The 25,040-nt window shown below is 48.2% G+C and carries 18 protein-coding genes and 1 pseudogene; 2 read left to right on the forward strand and 17 right to left on the reverse strand.

The window, feature by feature from the left end; translation table 11 throughout:
• Positions 1-156: 156 nt before the first annotated feature.
• A pseudogene (locus tag K7397_RS21495) lies at positions 157-258 on the forward strand (DUF6262 family protein); the annotation flags it as partial.
• A gap of 548 nt (positions 259-806) precedes the next feature.
• The gene (locus tag K7397_RS09985; RefSeq protein WP_223067811.1) at positions 807-1,460 is read left to right on the forward strand and encodes a CPBP family intramembrane glutamic endopeptidase; all 654 of its coding nucleotides are present in this window, start codon (positions 807-809) and stop codon (positions 1,458-1,460) included.
• Between the two features lie 238 nt (positions 1,461-1,698).
• On the opposite strand, the gene K7397_RS09990 is transcribed toward K7397_RS09985, so the two are convergent.
• From K7397_RS09990 to K7397_RS10070, 17 genes are all read right to left on the reverse strand, one after another.
• Positions 1,699-6,018: a glycoside hydrolase family 66 protein gene (locus K7397_RS09990; protein ID WP_223067812.1), complete on the reverse strand. Its 4,320-nt coding sequence runs from the start codon at positions 6,016-6,018 to the stop codon at positions 1,699-1,701.
• Positions 6,019-6,122: 104 nt separating this feature from the next.
• A complete protein-coding gene (locus K7397_RS09995) occupies positions 6,123-7,802 on the reverse strand; it encodes a glycoside hydrolase family 13 protein (RefSeq protein ID WP_223067813.1) in 1,680 nt (559 codons plus the stop codon).
• A gap of 45 nt (positions 7,803-7,847) precedes the next feature.
• A complete protein-coding gene (locus K7397_RS10000; protein WP_223067814.1) occupies positions 7,848-8,666 on the reverse strand; it encodes a carbohydrate ABC transporter permease in 819 nt (272 codons plus the stop codon).
• Complete coding sequence (locus K7397_RS10005; protein ID WP_223067815.1) at positions 8,666-9,532, reverse strand: carbohydrate ABC transporter permease; 867 nt, start codon at positions 9,530-9,532, stop codon at positions 8,666-8,668. The genes K7397_RS10000 and K7397_RS10005 overlap by 1 nt, the downstream gene beginning before the upstream one ends.
• Positions 9,533-9,600: 68 nt before the next feature.
• The gene (locus K7397_RS10010; RefSeq protein ID WP_223067816.1) at positions 9,601-10,830 is read right to left on the reverse strand and encodes an ABC transporter substrate-binding protein; all 1,230 of its coding nucleotides are present in this window, start codon (positions 10,828-10,830) and stop codon (positions 9,601-9,603) included.
• Between the two features lie 162 nt (positions 10,831-10,992).
• Entirely contained in the window at positions 10,993-11,997 is a 1,005-nt protein-coding gene (locus K7397_RS10015; RefSeq protein ID WP_223067817.1) for a LacI family DNA-binding transcriptional regulator, read from the reverse strand.
• A 240-nt stretch (positions 11,998-12,237) separates the two neighbouring features.
• Entirely contained in the window at positions 12,238-12,702 is a 465-nt protein-coding gene (gene trmL / locus K7397_RS10020) for a tRNA (uridine(34)/cytosine(34)/5-carboxymethylaminomethyluridine(34)-2'-O)-methyltransferase TrmL (RefSeq protein ID WP_223067818.1), read from the reverse strand.
• Between the two features lie 152 nt (positions 12,703-12,854).
• Positions 12,855-13,943 carry a 3-phosphoserine/phosphohydroxythreonine transaminase gene (gene serC / locus K7397_RS10025; protein ID WP_223067819.1) on the reverse strand — a complete coding sequence of 363 codons (1,089 nt, stop codon included), beginning with the start codon at positions 13,941-13,943 and terminating at the stop codon, positions 12,855-12,857.
• A 161-nt stretch (positions 13,944-14,104) separates the two neighbouring features.
• A complete protein-coding gene (locus tag K7397_RS10030; protein WP_223067820.1) occupies positions 14,105-15,055 on the reverse strand; it encodes a metallophosphoesterase family protein in 951 nt (316 codons plus the stop codon).
• Between the two features lie 122 nt (positions 15,056-15,177).
• On the reverse strand, positions 15,178-16,602 hold the full coding sequence (gene glnA / locus K7397_RS10035; protein WP_223067821.1) for a type I glutamate--ammonia ligase: 1,425 nt from the start codon (positions 16,600-16,602) through the stop codon (positions 15,178-15,180).
• Positions 16,603-16,845: 243 nt separating this feature from the next.
• A complete protein-coding gene (aroF, locus tag K7397_RS10040; protein ID WP_223067822.1) occupies positions 16,846-17,898 on the reverse strand; it encodes a 3-deoxy-7-phosphoheptulonate synthase in 1,053 nt (350 codons plus the stop codon).
• A 299-nt stretch (positions 17,899-18,197) separates the two neighbouring features.
• A complete protein-coding gene (locus K7397_RS10045; protein ID WP_223067823.1) occupies positions 18,198-19,157 on the reverse strand; it encodes a 4-hydroxy-3-methylbut-2-enyl diphosphate reductase in 960 nt (319 codons plus the stop codon).
• Positions 19,158-19,236: 79 nt separating this feature from the next.
• Positions 19,237-20,718: a sensor histidine kinase gene (locus K7397_RS10050; RefSeq protein WP_223067824.1), complete on the reverse strand. Its 1,482-nt coding sequence runs from the start codon at positions 20,716-20,718 to the stop codon at positions 19,237-19,239.
• A 3-nt stretch (positions 20,719-20,721) separates the two neighbouring features.
• A complete protein-coding gene (locus tag K7397_RS10055) occupies positions 20,722-21,411 on the reverse strand; it encodes a response regulator transcription factor (protein WP_223067825.1) in 690 nt (229 codons plus the stop codon).
• A 112-nt stretch (positions 21,412-21,523) separates the two neighbouring features.
• Positions 21,524-23,146 (reverse strand): S1C family serine protease, encoded by a 1,623-nt coding sequence (locus tag K7397_RS10060; RefSeq protein WP_223067826.1) that lies wholly within the window; start codon positions 23,144-23,146, stop codon positions 21,524-21,526.
• A gap of 192 nt (positions 23,147-23,338) precedes the next feature.
• A complete protein-coding gene (locus K7397_RS10065; protein WP_223067827.1) occupies positions 23,339-24,001 on the reverse strand; it encodes a response regulator in 663 nt (220 codons plus the stop codon).
• Positions 23,998-25,035, reverse strand: coding sequence for a sensor histidine kinase (locus tag K7397_RS10070; RefSeq protein ID WP_420488773.1), 1,038 nt, complete (start codon positions 25,033-25,035; stop codon positions 23,998-24,000). Before K7397_RS10070 ends, K7397_RS10065 begins: the two co-directional genes overlap by 4 nt.
• Positions 25,036-25,040: the final 5 nt, after the last annotated feature.

Here is a 25,040-nt window from a genome sequence, read left to right on the forward strand (position 1 = left end):
GTGACTTCCTCCATTCTGGGGTTTTTGGTTTGGTCACCGAAAAACTTCGCCAAATTGGGGTGAAGTCCCTTTTTTATGCCTGAAAATCCTTGTGGCTCAAGGGCTTATATTACTGCAAAATGCTCAATTAACTAATTAACTGTACTATGATTATTAGAGGATGCCCTTATTGAATCACTGAAACGGAAGATTAAAAAATTTGAAGATGATAACAAACAACTTAGAGAGCAATTGAAGGTTGCTTATGCAGAGATATAAAGTTTAGTTTATGGAGAGACGGTACTCTCCATCCCTGCTTGTTCAACAAACAGGCCATATTGCGGAGGAATTATGTAATCAAATATGGATATGTATTGAAACTATTCGACAAAAATACCGTATAAAAGATAAACATTTAAATTGAGAGGTTGAAGTGAAATGCAAACAATTTTAACTGCAGTGATTACTTTTGTCGTATTGATTGGAATAGGTAGAATTGTGACGAAGGTAAAAACGAAATAAAGGAACAAAGCTATTACATATTGATTTTGTTTTGTATAATAATCATTAAATGAAGAATTGGGCAGAAGAGGGAGTTCTTGATTCCGATTTAAGAATTACTTGAAAGTAGGGACAATAGACTGTTGTGCAATGTATTTAAAACTTCAAAACTAAGACATCTAATTTTTTGTATGCTGTTCACCTTTACCGTTACTGTTATTTTTTCAAAGTTCCCTTTTGTTCCGGAATTACCAAGTGAAGTGACAACACAAATAATTATTATCCTTTGTCTTTATGTAGTTCCTATTTTGTGGTTTACGAGGAAGTTGAAACAAAATAACGATTCAATCCATAGATTCTTTAAAAAGCCTGTACCGATTAAATTAAGAACTATAATCGCATCCGCAATTATGCCCTTGATTTTTGGGCTAGGGATGATATTGATTGTTATCGTTCTACTACTTAATATTTCACCAGAATCTACCACTGCAACGGCATTGCCATCGAAGGAAAAATTTATTCCTTGGTTTTTTGTTTTCAAACTAGTTTCTGTCGTCCTGATTGCCCCGATATGCGAGGAAATCATTTTCAGAGGATATCTTTTAGGACGTTTAACAGATAAATTCGGTTTGAAAAAAGGGATTATATTTTCCTCGGTTATTTTCGGTGTATTGCATTTACAAAATATTTTTGGTGCTACGATGATGGGAATTATTTTGTGCCTAATATTTATTAAAACAAACAGTTTAGTCACGCCGATCATTGTTCATATCACATCTAATGCTATTGTTGGTTTGAGAGATATTTATCTTGCCTTTGATGTAGGTACTCAAAACGTGCAATCAACCTCAGCACCTTCCTTACCTTTAATATTAATTGGAGCCTTAATTCTGACTATTATTGGTTCCATCTGGCTTGTGCCGTTTTTAAAAAGAAATTGGAAAAAATTAACTGATAAAGGTTATCCGTTAATTTTGTGAATACGTTACTCAAGGAACGGGCGCAATTGTTGAAAAAGAAGTAAAAGAGTGATACATATTATACATGACTAATATGTATCACCCTATATTTTTTTACTTTTTACAATTTAGGTCTTGATAACTTTAAAACAGTACGACTTTATTTCATAGCTACATTAGCGTCATGATGCTGGCAAAAACTCAAAAAAACTGGCGCCAACATGTGGCCGCCAGTTTGCAGGGCATAAATCCTGACTGTTTATTTTCCGTTATTTTCGAAAAAAGGCTGTGCACTGGTCTGTTTGGGGCTGCGGTTTATGACAATCATGGACCAGTATTCCAGTTCGGGAAGCTCAATGACAATGGAATCTCCGCTCCATCTGTAATGAAGCTCCGTCAGCGCGCCCTCCCCGCTGTCAGGTGTTGCCGCATATACCTTAAGCCCTGCGGCTTCCTGTTTGGTTACGCCAACGGGATAAGTGATCTCCAAATTTTTCTGGACGGCAGCTTCCTTGGCGGCATTGCGCCAATTGTCGTCATTGCCCAGCAGGTTGATCAAGTGCAGCACTTCATAGCTCTCAAAGCCTTTGTTGTCCTTGTTTTTACGGACCGTATACCACAAGCTGTTCTTGGAGCCATCGGTACTGAGCGCAATGCTTTGGCCCTTGCTGCCCGCAACAGCAATTTTTGTCTGGTCATCAGCTTTGCTGTCAAACAGCAGGTTTTCATACGCCGCCAAAAATTTATAGTACTCTTTCAAATGCTCCTTCGTCTCGTCCAGCAGCTTCTTGCTGCGGTTCGGATAATATTCGTGCGCCAGCATATTCGGCCCTTCCTCGAGCTTCTCCGCTGTTCCGAGCTCGATGTGAGTGGCTCCCATAGATGCGAGAGCTGCATCCATCAGTCTCACTGACGGCTCGTTGAAATAGCCGAGTGTCAGACGCCGGAGGTGAAGGACGCCTTTTTCGTCGTCTTGTTCCATCTTAAGCGTAATTTTATGCTTGCCCTTCTCCAGATAAGGAACAATAAAATATCCGTCCTCGCTATACTTGTTCAGCCCTTCCGTTCCATCAAAGGATACGGTTGCCGGATCGCCGTTCAAATTCTGCGCCCGCTTCCCGTCAATATAGAGCGAACGCGTCGTTGCCGTTCCCGGATTCGCATACGTATAGATCAGCGATGTTTCTCCGGACTCTGGCACCTCAACATCAAAGCTCACCTCGTCGCCAGCATGGCCAAAATTCTCTACCGTATCCTTGTTCAGTATCATGGCCGGAAGAATTTCTCCATTCTCCGCTTCATAAATCCGGTGATATGAAAGGTCGGCAGACGCTACCTGAAGGCTGTCTAGCTGAATGCCCTCGTCCTCCCGATCATCGACCTTGATCGTGATACGGTTATTCCCGGCCTGCAGCTGAACACCCGGCTGTTTCTTGTTCTTCCAGACCGGCCCGGTCGAATCAAACGTTACAGCACCGGCCGCTTCGCCGTTGATCACAACAGCACGGACCGCAGGCAGGACCAAACTGCCTTCCGTCTTGTACTGCCAACCCAAGTCATAAGTACCGGCAGCCGGCACGTTTACGTCAAAGGTGACAAAATCCCCTTCATCCTTGAAATCATGCACATAGCCAACCGAGGTTTGAATCCCTTCGGAGACGCTTGCCTTGTCAACGGTGTATACATCGCTGCCCAGGTTCAAGCTGCTAAGATTAATGTATTGTCCATCCGATTCCAGGGTCAGCTTAACCTTGTGTGAACCTGCTGGAACTGCAGTGGAAACGTCAAGCTCACCCATCGCTCCGTCCCAACCGCCGGAGGTGCTGGCAAAGGCCACGTGCTCGGCAACGGTTCTGCCGTCCACAGCAATGCTGAAAATCGGGTTGTTGCCGCTCCGGTAAACGAAGCCAAGCTTATCCACAGCTTGATCCGTATCGATGTCAAACTCGATCGATTGTCCCTGCTTGCCGAAATTATCGGTTTTGGCAAGAGTAACGTTCACACTGCCCGTCTTCGCTACAACCGGCTGCCATCCAATTGTCACCTTGGAAGCATCCTCCGCCTGATATGTCTTATTGTCCAGTTCAAGCTTGTCGATTTCCAGCCCTCCGGATGAAGAGGACATGTCATTCTTCAACATGATGGTAGGCGCATCTCCGCCGCTTTGCAGATAGAGCGGCAGAGAGACGGTGCTCCACGCTTTATCAGTAGATTTATAAGTAAGCACTCCCGCTTTGCGCCCGTTCACATAGACGCTCTGCTTCGCCTCGGTCCCTGTATTCCGGTAGGTTACCACAAGCGGATATTCTCCGGCTTTTGCGGGCTCAGGCGCTTTGAATTCGATATAATCCCCTTTTTGCGTAAAATTACCCAGATAGGTGTCGATCGCCTTAATTTCGGCCTTTTTGGCAGGAGACCAGCCTGTTTCCGCATACTGCGCCATATATATTTCCTGGCTCAGCTTCAGATACTGCAGGTTCAGGCCTGTATCATTACTGCCTTCAACCTTCAGCGTAATGACGTTGTCGCCCTTGTTCAGATGTACCATCGCAGTTTGACCTTCTTCAAACGCATCTGCCGCTCCGGTCGCCGTAAAATCGAGTCGGCCGTTCTTTTTGCCATTTACATATAAAGTTCGGCTTACCTGCCGGCTTTCGGCAGCATAGCTGAAGGACAGCGGATAATTACCGCCCTTGGCAGCCTTCACATGAAATTTCACGTAATCCCCATCGGTTTCAAAGCCATAAACATGACTATACTGATCGACATGGCAGCTGATCATCTCTGCGAACACGGCCTCGTAACGTTTGTCTACTCCCTCTCCCTTCACATCCAGGCTGGCCACATTCAGCCACAGATCGTTTGAATTGAGCTGCAGCTTGATCTTGTTGTCCCCTGCTTTAAGTTCGGCTTGGGCGGTTATCTGGGCAACCGGATTTCCCCATCCCGTCTTGTGGTCAAACAAAATGCTTCCAGCTGCAATCTGCTCATTTACGGACAGTCTGCCGTCGGGACTTCCCCCGTCGTTGCCATGGCCATAATTGAGGGTTAGTTCGTATTTGCCCGCCTTTGGAACGTTCACCGTAAAGATAAGCTGATCCTCGTCTTTTTTGCCAAAATCCCCAACCCAGCCGGAGGCAGTGCCGATGCGGGATGCAAACTCGGTTACTTTAGGCATGCCTGTCGCTTCTGAAGCATCATAGGGGACGCCCGTCGCTTGCTTGTAGTTTATATAACCGGCAATGACCATCGCCTTGCCCCCGTCTTTGGCACGGGTATCGTTCACTACCTCCTGCAAGTCCCGGTAACGGTCCTTATCCTGCCAGATTTCGCTGTAATCGAAATCGGTTTTCGTATCGGGACGGGTTACAGTGCTGTATCCCGAGTTGCCTCCAACCATGTTGAAGGTAAGATCGTTTTTCCCGCTGTTATTCTCAGTAAGCGATTCCTTTGTGCTGTTGATCAGCTTGTTGTAGTCCAGGGAATAGTAGCGCTTGTTTCCGTGATAATCGAGCAGGTAATCGTTATCCGAGGCTCCCCACTGATCGAGATGGATGCCGTTGAATCCGAACTCGTTGACAGCGCGGTCGAATTGCTTTGTAATGTACTGCTGCCATTCCGGATTGCCCGGGTCCTGAAGGTAAAGCGCCGTCGGATTGGGTTTCACCCCGCTGAAATAAAAACCGTTCTGATCCTTGATGCCAAAGACGCCCGCTTCATTCTTCGTCGCATTCTTGTTATACAGGCCCCATTCCGGCTTGACGCCAAAGTCTTCGTAATTTTCTCTCGCAGCGTAGTTCATTTCGTAAGCCATTGCCGCGGCGCCGTATTTCTGAGCCGCTGCCACCTGCTGTTTTACTGTAAGCGGATACAATAATCTGCCAAGCAAATCATGGTAAACTGTGTCTTTGTCGATTGGCGCCGTAATAAAATTACCCTCGGCATCCTTCAGCGGCTTGCCGTCCGCGTCCGTCTTCGAATAAACCGAAACGTCGTGACGCCACATCCAGTCGTAAAATTGATAGCCGTTCAAGTAGTAGTCCTGGGACAGCTGCTTCATCTTCTCGTCGCTTTGCTGCTCCGTCTCATTCGGGAACTCCGATGAATAACCGTAACGCGGATAACGCGTCCAGGTGCTGGATACGTCAACGGCTGCAGTCTGAACGTCAAGGGGTCTTGAGTCGATCCACGCTTTTACGATGTAGCCCTGGAAATCTTTCTCAGGAGGCGTCCAGGTTACAGCCATTGCCTCCGTTCCTCCGGCGCTGACCGAAATTGGCTGGGTGCCTTCCGCAATCAGCTGATCCAGCTGATAGACCCGGATGTTCAGGTTGCCCTTCCAACTGACGCTTTGATCCAGATGGAGGGTAAACGTTACCTTCTCCCCGGGGGCATATCTCGCCTTGTCTATCGTCAGATCGGTAAGGGGCTTTGGCGGGACAAATGAGGATAACGATGGATTTGCGCCGGTTGATTCTTCCGCATTGGCCTTTTGACTCCCTATGTAAACGGGACCCGTGCCTTGCACCAGCATTAGCGCAGCAATAAAACCAATCCATAGTTTACGCTGTTTAGACAAATTACTGTTCCTCCTCTTATGGTCGAGTTTTTATATTTAAAGGACCTGGATCTCTCCCTTTTTCAAGTTTGATACAGGCCCTGTAAATATCCATTTCGAGTTATTTATCCCTGGAACTTATACACCCTCGCTTCATATGGACGGAGCTCCAAATGCCGGATGTCGGAATCAGCCTCAACGTCATAATTGCTGATGAGCAGCTTTGGATCCGCATAAGAAATATCGGGTGGAAGTGTAAATTCGGCTGGAGCTTCAAAGAAGTTCAGCACGACCAACAATCTGTCATTCTTAAGGCTGCGGAGGTAAGCGTAAACTTGCTCATCTTCCTCGCCCAGCAGGATGTAATCCCCGTACACGATAACGTCATGCTGCTTCCGAAGCTGAATCAGCCGTTTGTAATAATGAAAAATGGAATCCGGATCCGCCATGGACTGTTCCGCATTGATTCTGGTGTAGTTCGGATTTACGCTAATCCACGGTGTACCCGTCGTAAACCCGGCCTTCGGCCCGGCGCTCCACTGCATCGGGGTACGTCCATTGTCTCTGCCTTTGGCATATATGGACTTCATGATCGCTTGTTCGTCATGGCCGGCGTCCTTATATTCCTTATACATATTCAGAATTTCAATATCCTTGTACTGATCGATCGACGAAAACTGCACGTTCGTCATGCCGATCTCCTCGCCCTGATAGATGTAAGGCGTTCCTTGAAGGGTATGCAGCAGCGTTGCCAGCATTTTGCCCGATTCCTTATGGTAGGTCGTGTCATTTCCAAATCTGGAAAGCATCCGGGGCTGATCATGATTATTCAAATAGAGACTGTTCCAGCCTTTTCCGTTTAACGCCGTTTGCCACTTGGTCATAATCTTCTTGAAATCGGTCAGCTTCCAGGGTGTAACGTCCCATTTTCCACCGGGGCCGCTGTCCACACCCATTAGCTCAAAGTGAAAGACCATATTAAGCTCGCCGCGGTCCTCTCCGACAAAACGCTCCGCTTCTTCCGGGGTCACGTCAATACATTCCCCTACGGTCATCACGTCGTATTTGGACAGTACATTGCGGTTCATTTCCTGCAAATATTCGTGGATGCGAGGACCGTTTACGAAATATTTTCCGCCGAAATGATACCCGTCCCCATCGCCCTCCGCATCCGCGAGCTCCTGAACCTTGGATACGAGATTAATGACATCCATCCGAAAGCCGTCGATCCCTTTTTCAAGCCACCAGGTCATCATGTCGTACACTTCCTGGCGCACCTTGGGATTCTCCCAATTCAGATCGGGCTGCTTGCGCGAGAACAGGTGGAGATAATATTCGCCGGTTTGTTCGTCCAGCTCCCAGGTCGAACCGCCGAAGAAAGAGCCCCAGTTGTTCGGCTCCTTGCCCTCTTTGCCCTGCCGCCAAATATAATAATCCCGGTAAGGGTTGTCTTTGGATTTTCGCGACTCTATGAACCAGGCGTGTTCATCCGAGGAATGGTTCACGACCAGGTCCATAATCAGCTTCATCCCCCGGTCATGCAAGCCATCCAGCAGCATTTGCCAGTCATCCAGCGTGCCGAATTCATCCATGATGTCCTGATAATCGCTGATATCATAGCCGTTATCGTCGTTGGGCGATTTATAGACCGGACAGAGCCAAATGACGTCAACGCCAAGCGTTTTCAAATAATCCAGCTTTGAAATGATTCCCTGAAGATCACCGATGCCGTCGCCGTTGCTGTCCATGAAACTGCGGGGGTAAATTTGGTATACTACGCTTTCTTTCCACCATTGTTTCTGCATGAGTAACTCTCCCATCTAAAAGGAAGTATTTTCGAAAGAACCACTTTATTTAACGGCACCCTGCGTAATCCCATTGATTATCCATTTTTGGGCGAACAGATAAATGATGACCATCGGCGATAAGGCAAGCAGATAAGAGGCAAACGCCAAATTGAAGTCTGTGCTGAACTGGCCTTGGAACACATACTGAACAAGCGGCAGGGTGTAGGAATCCTGGTTCCCCAGCAAAATGAGCGGCAGCATGAAATCATTCCATGTAGACAAGCAGGCCAGAATGCCGATTGTCGCATTAATGGGCGCCAGCAGCGGGAAAATAATTTTCCAGAACGTCCCCCAGGTTGAAGCCCCGTCCACCGTTGCCGCTTCTTCCAGCTCGTAAGGAATGGTACGAATATAGCCGACATAGACGAAAGTATTAAACGCTAGCCCGTAAACAATATACAGAATAATCAGACCCGTAATATTGTTCATGCTGAGGTCGGTCGTAACCTTGACGACGGGCAGCATGATGATTTGAAAAGGAATGAACATCGCGCTGATAAAGTAAAAATACAGTCCTTTGAAAAACTTCTTCTCCATATTGCGCGCAATGGCATAGGCGACCATCGAGTTAGTCAGCAGGATAAAGCCGACGGAACAAATCGTGATAATTGCGCTGTTCTTGAAGGCATTGAAAAAATTCGTAGCTTCGATGGCATTTTTGAAATTTTCGAAATGCAGTCCGGTAGGAAGCGAAAATATGGAGCGGGCCATTTCCTCCGAATTTTTGAGCGCTATGCTGATCGTCATATAGAGCGGAAACAAAATGAACAGCGAACCCAGTGCCACCAGTATTGTAATGGTCCAATTCGTCGATTTTCTCATCACAAATCCATCTCCCGTTTCTGTAAAAATTTAAGCTGAATCGCAGAGATCACGACGATGACAATAAAGTAAATAACCGCGTTCGCCGATTGGTAGGCGAATTCTCCGCCCTGAAATCCGCCGGTATAGATCAGAAGCGCAATGGATTGGGTTGCACGGCCAGGTCCGCCGCCCGTCAAGGCTACGATCTGGTCAAATACCATCAAGCCGCCTTTCATCGCAAGCACCATGTTGATCGTAAAGAAGGAAGCAAGCAGCGGGAACGTGATGCTCCAGAATTCTCTGAAGCGGCTTGCTCCATCCAGACTTGAAGCTTCATACAGATCTCTAGGGATCGTCTGCAGACCGGCAAGGTAGAGAATCGTGTTAAAAGCGATGCCCTGCCATACGGCTACAATGACGATGCCGATCCAAGCCCAGTTTTGGTTGCCCAGAATATTTTGCGACAGAAACTCGCTGCCCAGCTTAGCCCCCCAAACCGTGAAGACGTTTGCGAATAAATAGTTAAAGATAAAGCCGACAATCAGGACACTCAAAATGTTCGGCAAGAAATAAACGCCGCGGAAGAAGTTTTTAAATTTGATTTTCGAGTTGAGCCCGAGGGCAATCAGCAAGCTGAGGACGTTGATCAGTATGGTCGTTACAATGGCATATTTGAAGGTGAACACATAAGAATTAATGACGTTGGCATCCTTGAAAATATTCACAAAATTTTTAAACCCGACAAAGTCATAGCTGGCGCTGTACCCGTCCCAGTTGGTGAAGGAATAGAAGATCCCCTGAAGCGCAGGATAGGTATGAAACGCAAAGAATAGAACCAGTGCCGGAACGGTCATCAAGTAGAATGCGATACGGCGTTTTGCCATTGTTCTCTCCTCCTTTGGAAAGCGGCAGGAGAAAAGTAACTCCCCCTTCTCCTCCGCTCTTTTTCGCTCTATTTACGGTCAGCCACTTTATCCCATTCCGTGTCCAAAGTAGACAGGTACTGATCTATATCTTTTTTCTGCATGAAGTCCTGAATAAGGGTATCAACCTTCATGGCTCCAGGAATGTAGTGGTCGGCAAAGTCAACCAGTTTACCGCTTTCAAACGCACCGTTCAGGTCGGCAACGCTCGGATCGGACTGCGTTACGCCTTGAACCGCAGAGAATGCTTTTTGCTCATTGATATATTGCTGCGAGTTTTCGCTCTTGAGCAGGAACTCTATAAACTTCTTGGCTTCTTCTTTATGCTTGGAGCTCTTGGAGACGGTGAGCAGCGTGTCTACACCGGAAACGAGCATGTTTTTGCTTGGATCATTCGTTGCAGGGAGCGGGAAGATGCCAAGTTCAATGGACGGATTCGCTTTTTGAATTTCAGGGATTGCCCATACCCCCTGGATGTACATCGCAGCATCTCCCTTTGCAAAAGCGGTGTTGCCGTCGTTATAGCCTTTGCCGAATTGATCCTTTTGTCCGTATTCGGTCAGTTTCAGCTGCTTCTCAGCGACTTCGCGGAAGGCATCCTTAAAGGTTGTTGAGCCTTCTTTGCGCTTGTTGAAGAAATCGAGACCTACAATATTCGGCGTGAACGAGTTGAATGGAACCAGAGTCGTCCATGAATCTTTCAATGTAAAATAGAACGGATTTTTGCCGGCTGCTTTGATCTTGTCGGCCGCAGCAATCAATTCATCCCAGGTCTTGGGCACTTCAATGCCCAGATCTTTGAAAATGGCTTTATTGTAAAGGATGCCGCTGGCATTCGCGGAAAACGGAATTCCGTTCAGCTCGGCAAGTCCTGTTTGTTTCTTAAGCATATCAACATAGGCAGGCTGTATATTTTTCACCATCGGATCGTTTGTGAAATCCTCGAACAGTCCGCTTTTGGCCAAGGAAGAATAGGTGTCGGTAGCTCCCAGGCCGATAACGTCAGGCACATCTTTTTTGGCGACGCGTGTTTTCAAAACGGTTTCCGCATCCGGCGGGTTGACTTGGCTGACTTTAATTGTGGGATTCTCTTCATTAAACTTCGCTATCAATTTGTCAAAGGTTGCCTTAGCTTCTGTTTTGTTCTGGAAGAACTCTATTTTTACTTTGCCTCCCGAACCTTCACTACTATTTCCGCAAGCGCTCAACATGGACATTGTGAGTACACCAGCCAGCAGCGGTAACAATACCTTTTTCATTTTACAATCCCCCTGATCGTCATTAGTAAGCTCCTACACAGCATCAACCGCCAAACACGTAAACGTTTACTTTAAAGTGAAAAAATAAAACTTGTTCCGTTCATCCCTCCCTTGATGTAATAAAGAACGTAAGTAAACGTTTACGTTATATCGATGCAAAACTTAAGTTAAAGTTTTTACCGTCTGCCTTTCCACAATTTTATGCTCCACAATAGAACTTTCAACGACTCGCCCCGTCTCAATCATGCTGATCAGCTTCTCACACGCAATCGCCCCCATTTGGGATAAAGGTTGTTCAACTGTGGTAAGCGGCGGAACAACCATCTCGGTCAATTTGATATTGTCATATCCAATGATCGAAATGCGATCCGGTACCTTGATCCCTTTCCTGATTGCAACCGATAAGGCCCCAATCGCCATTTCATCACTCGCCGCAAATACAGCGGTGAAGTCATTGCTGTTCTGAAGCAGCTGCTCCATCGATTTGCAACCGCTGTCAAACATAAAATCGCCATAGACCAAATTTTTATTTCGGAAAGTAAGTCCGTTGTCCTTGAGCGCCTGCTTATACCCCTCGATTCTCGGGATTCCGGCGATAACATCTTCCTTGGTCCCGCTAATCATGGCAATTTTCTTATGGCCTTTTCGAATCAAGTAGGAGACAGCATCATAAGCCGCCTTTCGATCATCTACTTTCACGTAAGGGACCGACGGGTGACTGGTTTTGGAAGAAACAAGCGTTACCGGAATATTCATCGCTTTGAGCGCCTCGTAATATTCGTCTTGAAGCACTTCGGAAGCGAAGATAACGCCATCCACCTGCTTCTCGCGCAGCACCTTCAAGTACTTCATCGTCCGTTTGCCCACATCATCGGTATTGCAAATAACGACACTGTAATTATGGTCGTGCGCATACTGCTCAATCCCATGCAGCAGGCCTGAGGAGAAAGAGCTGGATACATTCGGCAGCAGCACGCCAATGGTTTCAGTTCTTTTGTTGATTAGACCTCTCGCAATGGCATTTGGCTGATATCCCATCTCTTTAATCGTTTCCAAAACAATCTGTTTCGTTTTGTCCGAATAGCCCGAAAGGTTATTCAACACTCTGGAAACGGTTGCAATAGAAACATTGGCCTTTTTCGCGACATCCTTAATGGTTGGATTCATATGCTCATCTTCACCTTTGTAATTCGTAAACGTTTACTTAGAGCGGTTTCAATGGATTATTCAGGTCAACCATCCATGAATTTTCACTACGTAAACGCTTACCTAAAATATAAGACCAGTTTCGATTTTTGTCAACAGCATTTTCGTTCAAGTCTCCCAAAATAAAAAACGGGCCAGCCTTGGTGGTCCGTTTCTTGCTATTTCCTTATAAAAGCGTAGGGCAGCAGCTAATACCGGTATTTAATTCATCCCCGGAAAATTCAGCTGCCGCAATGCCTCATACACGACAATGGCCGCTGAATTGGACAGGTTTAGCGAGCGTACTTTGTCCGTCATCGGCATTTTCATCGCCGTGTCCCGGTTTGCGGCAATCAGCTCCGGAGGAAGTCCTTTCGTTTCCTTGCCGAACACCAAAAAATCGCCGTCCCGGAATTCAAAGTTATGGTAGTACTTATCCGCTTTGGTCGTCGCATAGAAATAACGCCCACCCGGATAGGCAGCCTGCAGGTCCGCAAAGGAATCGTGATATTCGATATGAACCGCATACCAGTAATCCAGTCCCGCCCTTTTCAGCGCGGCATCATCCGTACGGAAGCCCAAAGGGCGAACCAGATGCAGATGTGTCCCGGTTGCGGCGCAGGTTCTCGCAATATTACCGGTATTTGCGGGAATTTCAGGTTCAACGAGTACAATATGTAATGCCATCTGTGAAAGACACCTCTCCAATCCATTATTCTAGTCGTGACCTAAATATTATAACAACTCCGTGGAATCAACAACAGCCAGTATGTCCTGAGCGCAAAGAAGAGCCTTTGCCGCTAAAGGGCAAAGGCTCGCGTTCCTTCACAAAAAGCAGATTAGGCATTCCGTTTGCGGAAATCATCCATAAAGTCAACCAGAGCCGAAATAGCTTCATAAGGAACGGCATTGTAGATCGAAGCGCGAAGGCCGCCTACGCTGCGGTGACCTTTAAGCCCGACAAACCCTGCCTGCCCGGTTTCTTTAATAAATTGCTTCTCCAGCTCTTCAGAAGCAAGGCGGAAGGTTACATTCATCAAAGAACGGCTATCCTTGGCTGCACAGCCCTTGTAAAATCCTCCGCTTTGGTCAATCGCATCATAGAGGATCCCCGCCTTCTTGCGGTTCAACTGTTCTATGCCTGCAAGTCCTCCCTGCTCCTCAATCCATTTCAGCACTTCATTGACCATGTAGATGGCGAAAGATGGCGGTGTATTGTAGAGAGAGTTGTTCTTGTAATGCGTATCATAACGCATAATTGTCGGCAAATGCTTCGGTGACTCCTGCAGCAGCTCTTCCCGGGCAATCACGACCGTTACCCCGGATGGACCCAAATTCTTCTGTGCGCCGGCGTACACCATGCCGAACGACTTCAAATCAAACGAACGGGACAATATGTCGCTGGACATATCCGCAATCAGCGGAACGCTGCCGGTACCCGGAAACTCCTTAAACTCCGTTCCTCCGATCGTTTCGTTAGAGGTCAAATGCAGGTAAGCCGTATGATCCGGCAGGCTAAGGTTGCTCAAATCCGGAAGAGACATAAACTTGCTTTCCTCGGAAGAAGCCGCAATGAAAGTTTCACCGATAAGCTTTGCTTCCTTGATGGCTTTGTCCGCCCAGCTTCCTGTTCTTACGTATCCCGCCGTCTTGCCTTCTGTCAGCAAATTCAGCGGAATCATAGCGAACTGCGTAGATGCACCGCCCTGCAAAAACAGCACTTTATAGCCTTCCGGATTGCCAAACAAATTCAACAATCTCGTCTGGGCTTCATTATGGACTGACTCGTAAACGGCTCCTCTGTGAGACATTTCCATAATCGACATTCCAGTTTCCTTGTAGTCAACAAATTCAGCCTGCGCGCGCTGCAGTACTTCCAGGGGCAAAGCTGCAGGACCTGCATTAAAATTGAAAGCTCTCTTGTTCAAAGTAACTCCCATCCTCTCAACCAGCCTGTTTAGGTATATTTACGGTTTATCATAGCAACAATCGAATGTTCCATCAAGAGTCATATTCATAAAAAATGTACCAGTTCGCAGAATTGACACATTAACGCTTTATTTTATTACAGCTTTTTCGTAAGAAATTTTTAAAAAGAGGCTGTAGATTTCTCCAACTTCTTTTCGGGAAGATGTCCTTCTTTCTCCAGAAGCACTTCCCCACCCTCGAGCCGGATCCATGTCTGAAAACCTGGCTTCCCTTCTTCCAGGCAGATCACGCGGGCGCCACGCTTAAACCCTTTCCTGCTGTAATTGTTATACCCGGTTTGCCTGCCGTAACATAAACGAATGCCGTGAAGCTCTCCCCAATAGCTGTTCACATGGTCATGACCTACGAAGGTACCCATCACATCGCCCATCTCGACCATCGCCGCAAACATACCTGTATTCACTTTCGCGCAGCAAACCGATTCGAATTTACTGCCGTAGCAGGTCTCTAAATCCCATACATCGTTATATTCCGGAAGCGGGATATGAAAAAACGCGAGTGCCGGAACTGGGCCACCGTTCTCTTGGGACATGGCTGCCGACTGCTTCGTGTACCATTCAATCTGGTCTCTTGCAATAGGCGCATATCCACCGATCCGGTGATTCGAATAGCTGCCTGAGTCCAGAAAAAACAAGGCTTTATCCAGGTTACCCTGGCTGTCTGCAATTCGAAGCATGAAATTGCCGGATCCACTGAGCTCTAAAGGCCCTGCTTCCGATAGGCAGTGATCAAATCCGAGAAGAAGGTCTGAGAATTCGCTTCTGGATATGCCCGCTTCCGTATCATGATTGCCAAACACGGCAGCCCAAGGCGTCCCCGTTGCTTCTACCACTTCGGCAATCTGTTCGATGGAGGCCTTAGGATCCAGACAGGCTGTGCTTTCGATCAGGTCTCCCGTAATAACTGCAAGATCCGGCTTCTCTTCATCCAGGACCTGCTCCATTAACCGTTTCGTCAACATGTCGTTACCATGACCGTTCTCCCAGTGCAGATCAGTGAATTGCACGATTTTGAAGCTTTTATTTATGTTGTAATTCAACTGCGTCGCCATAATCTCCCCATCCTCTCCCAGATTCTGCCCTTGTGTTTGCTACTAAAAAAGCTATCCCTCAGTCATTTGCGATGACTTTGGGATAGCCTTTTATGAGATTGAACTCTAGTTTATGCTTAGTCTTACAGGTCGAAGTACAGGCTGAATTCGTGCGGATGAACGCGAGTGGAAATCGCTCTAGCTTCGCCGCGTTTGAATTCAATAAAGTTCTCGATGAATTCTTTAGTAAATACGCCGCCTTCAGTCAAGAATTCGTAGTCGGCTGCAAGAGCGTCCAGCGCTTCGTCCAGGGAACCTGGAACGCTGCGGATGTTCTTCTTCTCTTCATCGGACAGCTCATAGATATTAGTGTCGAATGGTCCGTAGCCTTCTTTGCTTGGATCAATTTTACGTTTGATTCCATCAAGGCCAGCCATCAGCATTGCCGAGAATGCCAGGTAAGGGTTGGCAGTGGAGTCCGGAGTACGGAACTCGATACGACAGCCTTTAGGTGTAACTGCTGCAACCGGGATACGAACTGCCGCAGAACGGTTACCTTTGGAGAACACCAGGTTAACCGGAGCTTCAAAGCCTGGTACCAGACGTTTAAAGGAGTTCGTACTTGGGTTTGTGAAAGCGATCAGAGCAGGTGCATGGTACAGAATGCCTCCAAGGTAATGAAGTGCAGTCTCGCTCAGGTTCGCGTACGCACCTTTTTCATAGAACAAAGGCACATCGCCATTGAAAATCGATTGGTGAACGTGCATGCCGCTACCGTTGTCACCGAACAGCGGTTTTGGCATAAACGTTGCAGATTTGCCATACTTCTGCGCTGTATTTTGAACGATGTATTTATATATCATCAGATTGTCAGCAGTCTTTGTCAAAGTGTCGAAACGGAAGTTGATTTCAGCCTGACCGGCAGTTGCCACTTCATGGTGATGACGTTCTACACTAAGTCCTGCTTCTTCCAAGATACGGCACATTTCACTGCGCAAGTCTTGACCTTTGTCAGTAGGAGCTACAGGGACATAACCGCCTTTAACAGGCACTTTAAACGACTGATTGGCACCCTCTTCATCACGGCCCGTATTCCAGATGGCTTCATCGGAATCAACGGAATAATAGGACTTATTCATGCCGCTCTCAAAGCGCACATCGTCAAAAATAAAGAATTCGGATTCCGGTGCAAAGTTCGCATGTGTACCAACGCCGCTGTCTTGAAGATATTTCTCAGCGCGAGCTGCGACACTGCGAGGGTCACGTTCATAACGTTCGCCTTCTGGCGTATAAATATCGCACAAAACGTTCAGGGTCGGGTGTGCTGTGAAAGGATCTACAAATACAGAACCGCTATCAGGCATCATGACCATGTCGGACTCTTCAATACCGCGGAAACCTGGGATTGAAGAACCGTCAAATGCCACACCGTTCACGAACGTGTCTTCGTCTACTGCTGATGCTGGAAGAGTGATATGATGTGAACGTCCAGCCAAGTCTACAAAACGGAAGTCCACCCACTCAATCTGTTGTTCTTCGATTAATTTCAAAACATCCTGTGCCGACATCCTTATTTCCTCCCAATCACGAACATTAAAGCGCAAACCAACGATTAACGTTCATACTTTAATATTTTTTGTTGTCGTCATTATAATCCGACATAGACGAAATCGTCAATAGCTATGTAAGGTATTTTTGTTCAATTATGTAAGGTATCATCACATTTTCGCCATCACTTTACCGTAGTAATGCACAATATCCCTTCCGGCAGATCCGGAAGGGATATTAACGTAACTATGTTAGATTTCCAGTTACACCGAGGCTGTTGAAAGCATTGATTTAGGTGTATCGAAGCGCCGTCCGACCAGCGGAGCCAGCTTCTCTAAATCCTGCATCAAGCCTGCAAACTGATCCGGAAACAGGGACTGAACTCCATCGCCTGTCATGGAATTGTCGGGATCGGTATGCATTTCAACAATCAGACCATCCGCGCCAGCGGCAATCGAAGCCTTGGACATAGGCTCTACGAGCTCGCGCCGTCCGGTTCCGTGACTCGGATCGGAAATAACAGGCAGATGGCTGAGATGCTTCAAAGACGGAATAGCCGAGAGATCAAGCGTGTTGCGCGTATAAGTTTCGAAGGTTCGGATTCCCCGTTCGCACAGCATCACATTCGGGTTGCCGCCTGCCAGAATATATTCGGCAGCATTCAGCAGCTCGTCATAAGTGGCGCTGAATCCCCGTTTAAGCAATACAGGCTTCCCGCATTCGCCGAGCTTGCGGAGCAGATCGAAATTTTGCATATTGCGGGTGCCAACCTGAAGAATGTCTGCGTATTCCGCGCAAATGTCCACGTACTCCGGCGTCATGACCTCCGTAATGGTAAGGAGACCATGCTTTTTGCCCGCTTCGGCCATCATGACCAGCCCTTCGACTCCAACCCCCTGGAAGCTGTATGGGCCTGTACGGGGCTTGAACGCTCCTCCACGGAGCACCTGGGCGCCCGCAGCCTTGACCAGCTTCGCGATTTCGTCGATCTGGGCCGGCGATTCAACAGCACACGGTCCCCCCATAATTACGAGCTCTTCTCCCCCAATTTTGACATCACCAATGGTAATCACCGTATCTTCAGGTTGAAAATCCCGGCTTGCCAGTTTGTAGGACTTTGAGATTTTGACGACGTTCTCTACGTCCTTCAGCTGTCTTAAGTGCTCTGCCAGCTTCGGTTCAACCCGTCCGATCAACCCAATAACCGTGCGGTCGCTCCCGCGCGAGACATGGGTTTTGATTCCTTCTTTCTCAATCATTTCAACGATTTCACGGATGCGTTCGTCCGGTGTATGAACAGAAGTAATAACGATCATTGCTGCACTTCCTTCCAAAATTAAAAATTCACACTTTAATTAGCAATAGATATTTTTACACTTAAACGCTTGTTCGCTTTTAAGCTTTTAATCACTAAAGCAAATATAACCGATAATGCCGCACGCTGTCAAGTACAATTGTCCGCTTCTTCTTGTTCTATGATTATATCTTTATTTTGCACCATGAATAGCGGAATGCAGAAAAAAATGGAATGACGTCGCAAATCAAAAAAAGAACACTCGCCAAAGCAGGCGGGTGTTCACGATCATCGCTTCCGGTGATGTTTGGTTGTTTGTGGTCACTTGGATTTCGCGGCCGCCTTGTCCTTTACAGGAGGAAGCAGCTTGCTCATGTTGACGGTTCGCACGATCCCCCAGGTCTCTGGGCTTTCGGGATCATATTGCTCCAGATACGATATGACTTCTTTCGTAATGGGAGTCGGTGTGGAGGCTCCGGAGGTAACCGCGACCTTGCCCACTCCCTGAAGCCATTCCCGCTTCAGCTCTGACAGGTCGGAGATTCGGTATGCTTTCACGCCGGCAATTTCTTCCGACACCTGCGCGAGGCGGTTGGAATTGTTGCTGCGCGGGTCCCCAACCACAATGACAAGATCCGCCTGTCCAGCCTGCTCGGCAACCGCTTCCTGGCGCACCTGCGTAGCCAGACAAATCTCATTATGAACTTCAGCACCCGGGTATTTCTCAAGCAGCTTGTTCATAATGTGCCTGATATCCCACTGGCTCATTGTGGTCTGGTTCGTAATCAAAATCCGGTCAGCGCGAATGTCAAGAAGGTCGATCTCCTCTTCCCGTTCGATCAGATGCACATGCCCCGGCGCGACTCCAAGCGCCCCCTCCGGTTCCGGATGCCCTTTCTTGCCGATGTAAATGATTTCATAGCCTTCGGCCGCCTTTTCTTCGATAAGAACATGCGTCTTCGTCACATCGGGACAGGTTGCGTCAACCGTAGTCAATCCTTTCTCCTTGGCAATCCGCCGGACTTCAGGCGATACGCCGTGCGCGGTGAAGATAACCGTTCCTTTGTCAACCTTATCGAGAATTTCGAGACGGTTCGGTCCGTCGAGCGTAATAATCCCCTCGTCTTCAAACGATGTGGTGACATGGCTGTTATGAACAATCATGCCGAGTATATAAATCGGCCGCGGCAAATCAAGATTTTTGGCAGCCTGGCGCGCCAGCACCATAGCGTCCACAACACCGTAGCAGTAGCCGCGCGGCGAAATTTTAATCACTTCCATGAACATTAAACCTGCCTTCCTTGTTCCGTTATCAGCACGGGCAACAGAATATGCCGTGAAGGAACAATTCCATTATACCTTATTCCGTTACGGCGTTAAAGCTTACAGGAAGCCAGATAAGAAAGGTAGTCCCTTCGCCTTTACGTGTAAAAACTTCAACGGATCCGTTGTGCTCATCAACGATCCATTTGGCGATCGACAGCCCAAGCCCGGTACCCGGTGTTACGCCGCGGGATTCATCAGCCCGGTAAAAGCGGTCGAAAATATGGGATACTTCCGTTCGCTCCATGCCAATGCCGGTATCCGCTATCCGGATGCCAAGCTGTCCGCCGTTCCGCATCGCATCTATGACTACCTGGCCTTTAGGGGTATACTTGAAGGCATTCTCGATAAAAATGAACAGCATCTGCTGCAAATAATCCTTGTCGCCTTCAACAATTGCTCCTTCCAGAGCGGTGAGATCCCCCTGCAGCCAGTCTGCTTTGCGGGGCAAAAACTGGGCCCTCCGGATGACATCGGTAACCAGCGGTTCCATCTCCACAGGCGACTTTTCAATCGTTTGGCCCGCGTCCGCACGAGCCAGAGAGAGCATGTCATTCACCAGACGGCTCATCCGGCTAGCCTCTTCGGCAATATCCGTGACCGCTTCTACGGAAAGCTGGTGCAGTTCCTTATCATCCAGTTTTCGGCCAGAAGCCTCCTCTTGCGTCCACACTTTCTTAAGCAGATCTACATTGCCGCGGATCGTCGTAAGCGGAGTGCGAAGCTCATGAGAAGCGTCGGATACGAAGCGGCGCTGGGCGGCGTAAGCCTGATCCAGTTCGTTGTAGAACGTTTCAGCACGTGCAAGCATGCCGTTCACCGTCCCGATTAGCCGTCCGATTTCATCCTGCGGACCTTGGTAATCGATGCGGACACTGAGATCGTTCCCTGTCTGAATTTGATTGGCCGCCTGAATGACCTTGCCGATCGGCCGCATCGATGTGCGGGCCAGAAAAAGTCCGAAGGTCGAAGCAACGACGATCGTGATTAATGAGCCGAACAGAAGAACCCTTTGCAATTGGTTCATGATATGGTCCTCTGCAGCGGTATTGTAGGCGAGCTGAAGAAACCCGATAATAGCCGCCTTTTCGTTGACGGATGCGGGAATAGAGATAGGGACCATAAGTACGATGAACGAACTTCCATGCACTTGAATGGTTTCAAAATGGACTTTGTAATTTTTACTAACCGTTTCTAATGAAGGTACGGGAAATTTCAGCGACCGATTTTCCATGCCGGAAGAAATCCGTGTCAGCCCCGAGACGTAGCTGGTAATTTGCCAAAAAATTTGCGCATCCTCCAGACGAATCCGCTGTCCCAGATCAGGCGCAAGGTCCAGGCCTTGCAAAGATGTATAGTTCAAGGATTGAAGGGTCGGAAGCGCCTGATCCGCAATCCTGTTTTTCACTTCCACATACATGTTATATCGTACGATTCCATAGATGGAAGCGCCAAACACGATAAGAGTTATAGCCAATATGCCGGTATACCACGCTGTCAGTCTGAGCCTGATCGACATTTTCTATGTTTCTCCTCTCAATATATACCCGGCTCCACGGATCGTCTGGATGATCCGCTTGCCCCCGTGTTCCTCCGTTTTTTGTCTTAGCATGGCTATATATACTTCCAGTACGTTCGATTCCCCGCTGTAGTCATAACCCCATATTTTGTCCATGATGAGATCCCGGGTCAGCAGCCGTTTCGGATTTTGCATGAACAAATGAAGCAAATCGAATTCTTTGGCTGTAAGTTCCAGGCGGTTGCCGGCTCTGACCACTTCACGCGCATCCAGATCCATAATCATGTCTTCGAATATCAAGCGTTGTCCGCTCGCATCTCCGGAAGGCTCCTTGCGTCTGAGCAAAGCGCGCACCCGGGCCAGCAGCTCTTCGAGCGCAAACGGCTTCACCAGATAATCATCCGCACCGGTGTCCAAACCTTTTACCCGGTTCTCGATTTCGTCCTTTGCGGTCAGCATGAGGATCGGTACCGTGCTCCCGCCTTCCCGCAGTCTGCGGCAAACTTCAAAACCGTCCAGCTGCGGCATCATCACGTCCAGGATGACCAGATCCGGGTCGGCGGACAGCATCATTTTAAGCCCCTCAACGCCATTGTTTGCCGTATAGACATCATAGCCTTCAAAGGCCAGACCTCGGCGAAGCATGGATGTTATTTTTTCATCGTCATCAATAACCAAGATACCATTTCTCACTTCTCTATCCCCCAACCTGCATCATTCGATTCCTATCAAGAAAAGCGGTAGGGAGGAATCCCTGCCGCTTCATCATTTAAGACCCATTCGCAGCAATTCGTCAAGATGGAAATCACTGCTGGGAAGTGCTGAAATCATTTTTATTGCCGATCGTCACGGGCAAATCGATGTTTTTACCGTCGCGGACAATGTTAAGCGTGACCTTGTCGCCAACCTTGTGGGACTGGATATACACAATCAAATCGTCCGCAGTTGAATATTTGGTGCCGTCAGCGCCGGTAATAATATCGTAAGGGCGGAGATCGGCGGTATAAGCAGGGGATTTATAAAGAACTTCCATAACGAGCGACCCCTCCGTTACATTCGTGCCCATTTGTTTGGCCACCTGCGGCGTTACGGTCTGCAGGCTTGCACCGATGAACGGCTGCGGAGCTGCAGGAATTTCTTCATTGTTCTTCAGCTTGTCAAGTACTTCGGAAATCGTGCTGGTCGGTATGGCAAAGCCGATACCTTGCGAATCCGAGCTTACCGCAACGTTAATCCCGATCACCTCGCCGTTAAGGTTAAGGAGCGGACCGCCGGAGTTGCCCGGGTTAATGGAAGCGTCCGTTTGCAGCAGGTTCTCATATTTGCGTTCTTTCTCGCCGTTCTCGCCGGGAATGGAGATTTGACGCCCGGTTGCACTGAGCACGCCGGCTGTTACCGTATGATCAAAGCCCTGCGGGTTCCCGATCGCAACGACGCTTTCGCCGACTTCTTCTTTGGTGGAATCCGCCAGCGGAATCGAAGGGAAGTTGCCGTCGCCGTCGATTTTCAGCACCGCCAGATCCAGATCGTAGCTCTTGCCTAGAACCTTGGCTTCATACGGCTTCTTGGTTCCTTGAACTGTTACCTGAACCACATCGGCTCCGTGTACCACGTGCTCATTGGTCAGAATGTAGCCGGCTTTATCAAAGAAGAAGCCGGAACCGAGACCGGAGGCAATCAAACCGTCGCTGCCGCTGTTCCCGCTCCCGCCTCCGTTTCCACCGCCGCCGAAGTTGTCACCGAAGAAGTAATTGAAGAACGGATCGCTGCCGAAAGAACTGCCTCCGCTCTGTCTATTGGATTTAACAAGCGTTTCAATCTGAACCACTGCCGGTCCGGCTTGCTTCACCACGGATGTGACATCACCGGCGCTGCCGATAGGCAGCTTGACATTCGTGGCCGAAGAATCGGATGCCTCTGGCGAAGACGGTGTTGACCCGGGAGCAGTAGCCATTACCGCCTGTTTATCGCCGGTAAACAGATTTTCATAATCCGCATAAGCCATAGCTCCTGTCATGATGACCATACCTGCAAGCACGCCTGCGATAACGGATTTAACCGTGGATTTCGGCTTACGGTTATACTGCCAGTTATTTTTGGCGTTCGGATTTCCAGAATCCGATTTTCCCGAATTTGACGCATTTTCGAAGGTTGACCGGACAGGGTAGCTGGAAGGAAGCGGCCGTACCGGCTTCGGAGGGGTAATTTCCATATTTTTCTGGATGCTTGGTTCATAGCTGCTGTTGCTCGAGCTGTAATCGTCACGGCTGCGTTCCTGGGATTGGTAAGGACCGTATGAATAATAAGAAGACTTCTCTGTTCCATTTTCCTGACTGCTGTTATCATGATTCGAATGGTTATTATTGTTGTAATCAGGACCGGCTCCGTAACCAAAACCTTGACCTGGCTTGTTGTTTTGTTCGTCCATTGTCTATTTCCTCCTCATCCCTGGTTAATTAAGGGTTATGTTCTTTTGATGTCTTTATTGTGTACTACCAACCTTAAGCATACCTTAAAAACAATTAAAAAGAAGATAAATCCCTATTTAACTACAGTTTTCGCCATTGTTCGTTGCTGCTTGCAAAGGTATGAGGCATGAATGGAGACCCGTAATCGGACCTCAGGAATTTGATACCCACCCTTGGCGATGAGCATAAATAGCCAGCTGGGTACGGTCGTCGAGCTCGCATTTCATCAGCAGGTTGCTGACATGTGTTTTGACGGTCTTGATGCTGATATGTAATTCTTCTCCGATTTCCTTGTTGCTCTTCCCTTCTGCGATCAGCAGCAGCACTTCCTTCTCACGCTCGGTAAGCCCGGCGGAATCCCCTTGGACCGTTCTTTGGCGAATTCCACGCGTTAAGGCCTGAGCCACATCTCCTGTCATTACCGGCATTCCTCTATAGGCTCCCTGGAGGGCATAGATCAGTTCTTCGGCCGACACGGTCTTCAGGACATAGCTGACCGCCCCCGATTCCACAGCTTCCACGACCAGTTCATCTTCGAGAAAGCTGGTCAAAATGACTATTTTCAGCCCCGGGTAACTGCCGAGGATGTGGCGTGTCGCCTCAGCGCCGTTCATGCCGGGCATCATAAGATCCATTAGTATAATATCGGGATAAAGTTCAGACTCGGCATTATTCAGGTAGTTGATAGCCCCCTGGCCGTCGCTCGCTTCCGCGATCACTTCAAAGCTTGGTTCCATCGATAAATACGTTTTCAGTCCCATTCGCACCATGTCATGATCATCGACGATCATGACCTTTACTTTTCCATCACTCATTGTTGTTCCCCTTTCTTCGCTTCCTCAAACTTCGGAATATGAATCCGAATGGTCGTTCCCGCCCCCGGCTTGCTGATAATCTCCGCCTGTCCGCCAAGCTTCTCGGCACGCTCCCTCATCGTCATCAATCCGTAGGAGCCCTGCTTGTGGAGCGAAGAACTGAAGCCCTGACCATCATCGCTGACACTAAGTACGACCTGCCGGGCCGATTCGTTCAAGGCAAGACTGACCAGGTGAGCGCCTGAATGCTTGACAATATTCGCCATAGCCTCCTGAATAATCAGAAAAAGCTGATGTTCAATCGCTTCGGAAAGCTTTCCCTGGAGATCGAGGTCTTTTACGCCCTTGAGGCCGTTTTGCCTGCAGTAATCCGGAAACCATTGGTCCAAAGCCTCAGCGAGCGACTTGCCGACCAATTCCATGGGGCGAAGCTGGGCAATCAGTGCCCGCATTTGCTTTTGAGCTGTATTAGACATCTGAATCAACTGCTCCATAACCTCTCGTCCCTGATCGGGCTGAATCTCCAGTATTTTTGGCAAGGAAGAAGCGGCCATATGAACAGCAAAAAGCTGCTGGCTAACCGTGTCATGCAAATCACGGGCCAGCCGCCGCCGTTCTTCCAGTACCGCCCTCTCCGCGGTCTGCTCTTTATTGGTCACTTCCTGTTCGCCCAGCTGCTGAAGCAGATGCATCTTTTTCTCAACAGCTTCGGTCATGGTGTTAAACTCGCTGTATATCCCGGCAAATGTGAGATCCAGCGTTTCGGGAATCCGGACAGCCAGATTGCCTTTGGCCACTTGAAGCATGCTCAAATGGAGCACGTCGATCCGCCGCTGAATCCGCTGACCCGCAATGTAGCCAATGACAACGGTGAATATCAGGATCCCCATCAAATAATAAATCCATATCCTGGAATCTGTAACTTCAATGTAATGGGCCCAATTTCCAGCAAACAATACGCCCGCCGTCAGCACACCCGTCAGCAAAAAGTAGCAAAGCAGCTCCCATTTCGTACTTTTTAAAACCTTCATCATAATCA

Origin of the sequence: Paenibacillus caui, from assembly GCF_019904135.1 — a bacterium.
Taxonomy (GTDB): domain Bacteria; phylum Bacillota; class Bacilli; order Paenibacillales; family Paenibacillaceae; genus Fontibacillus; species Fontibacillus caui.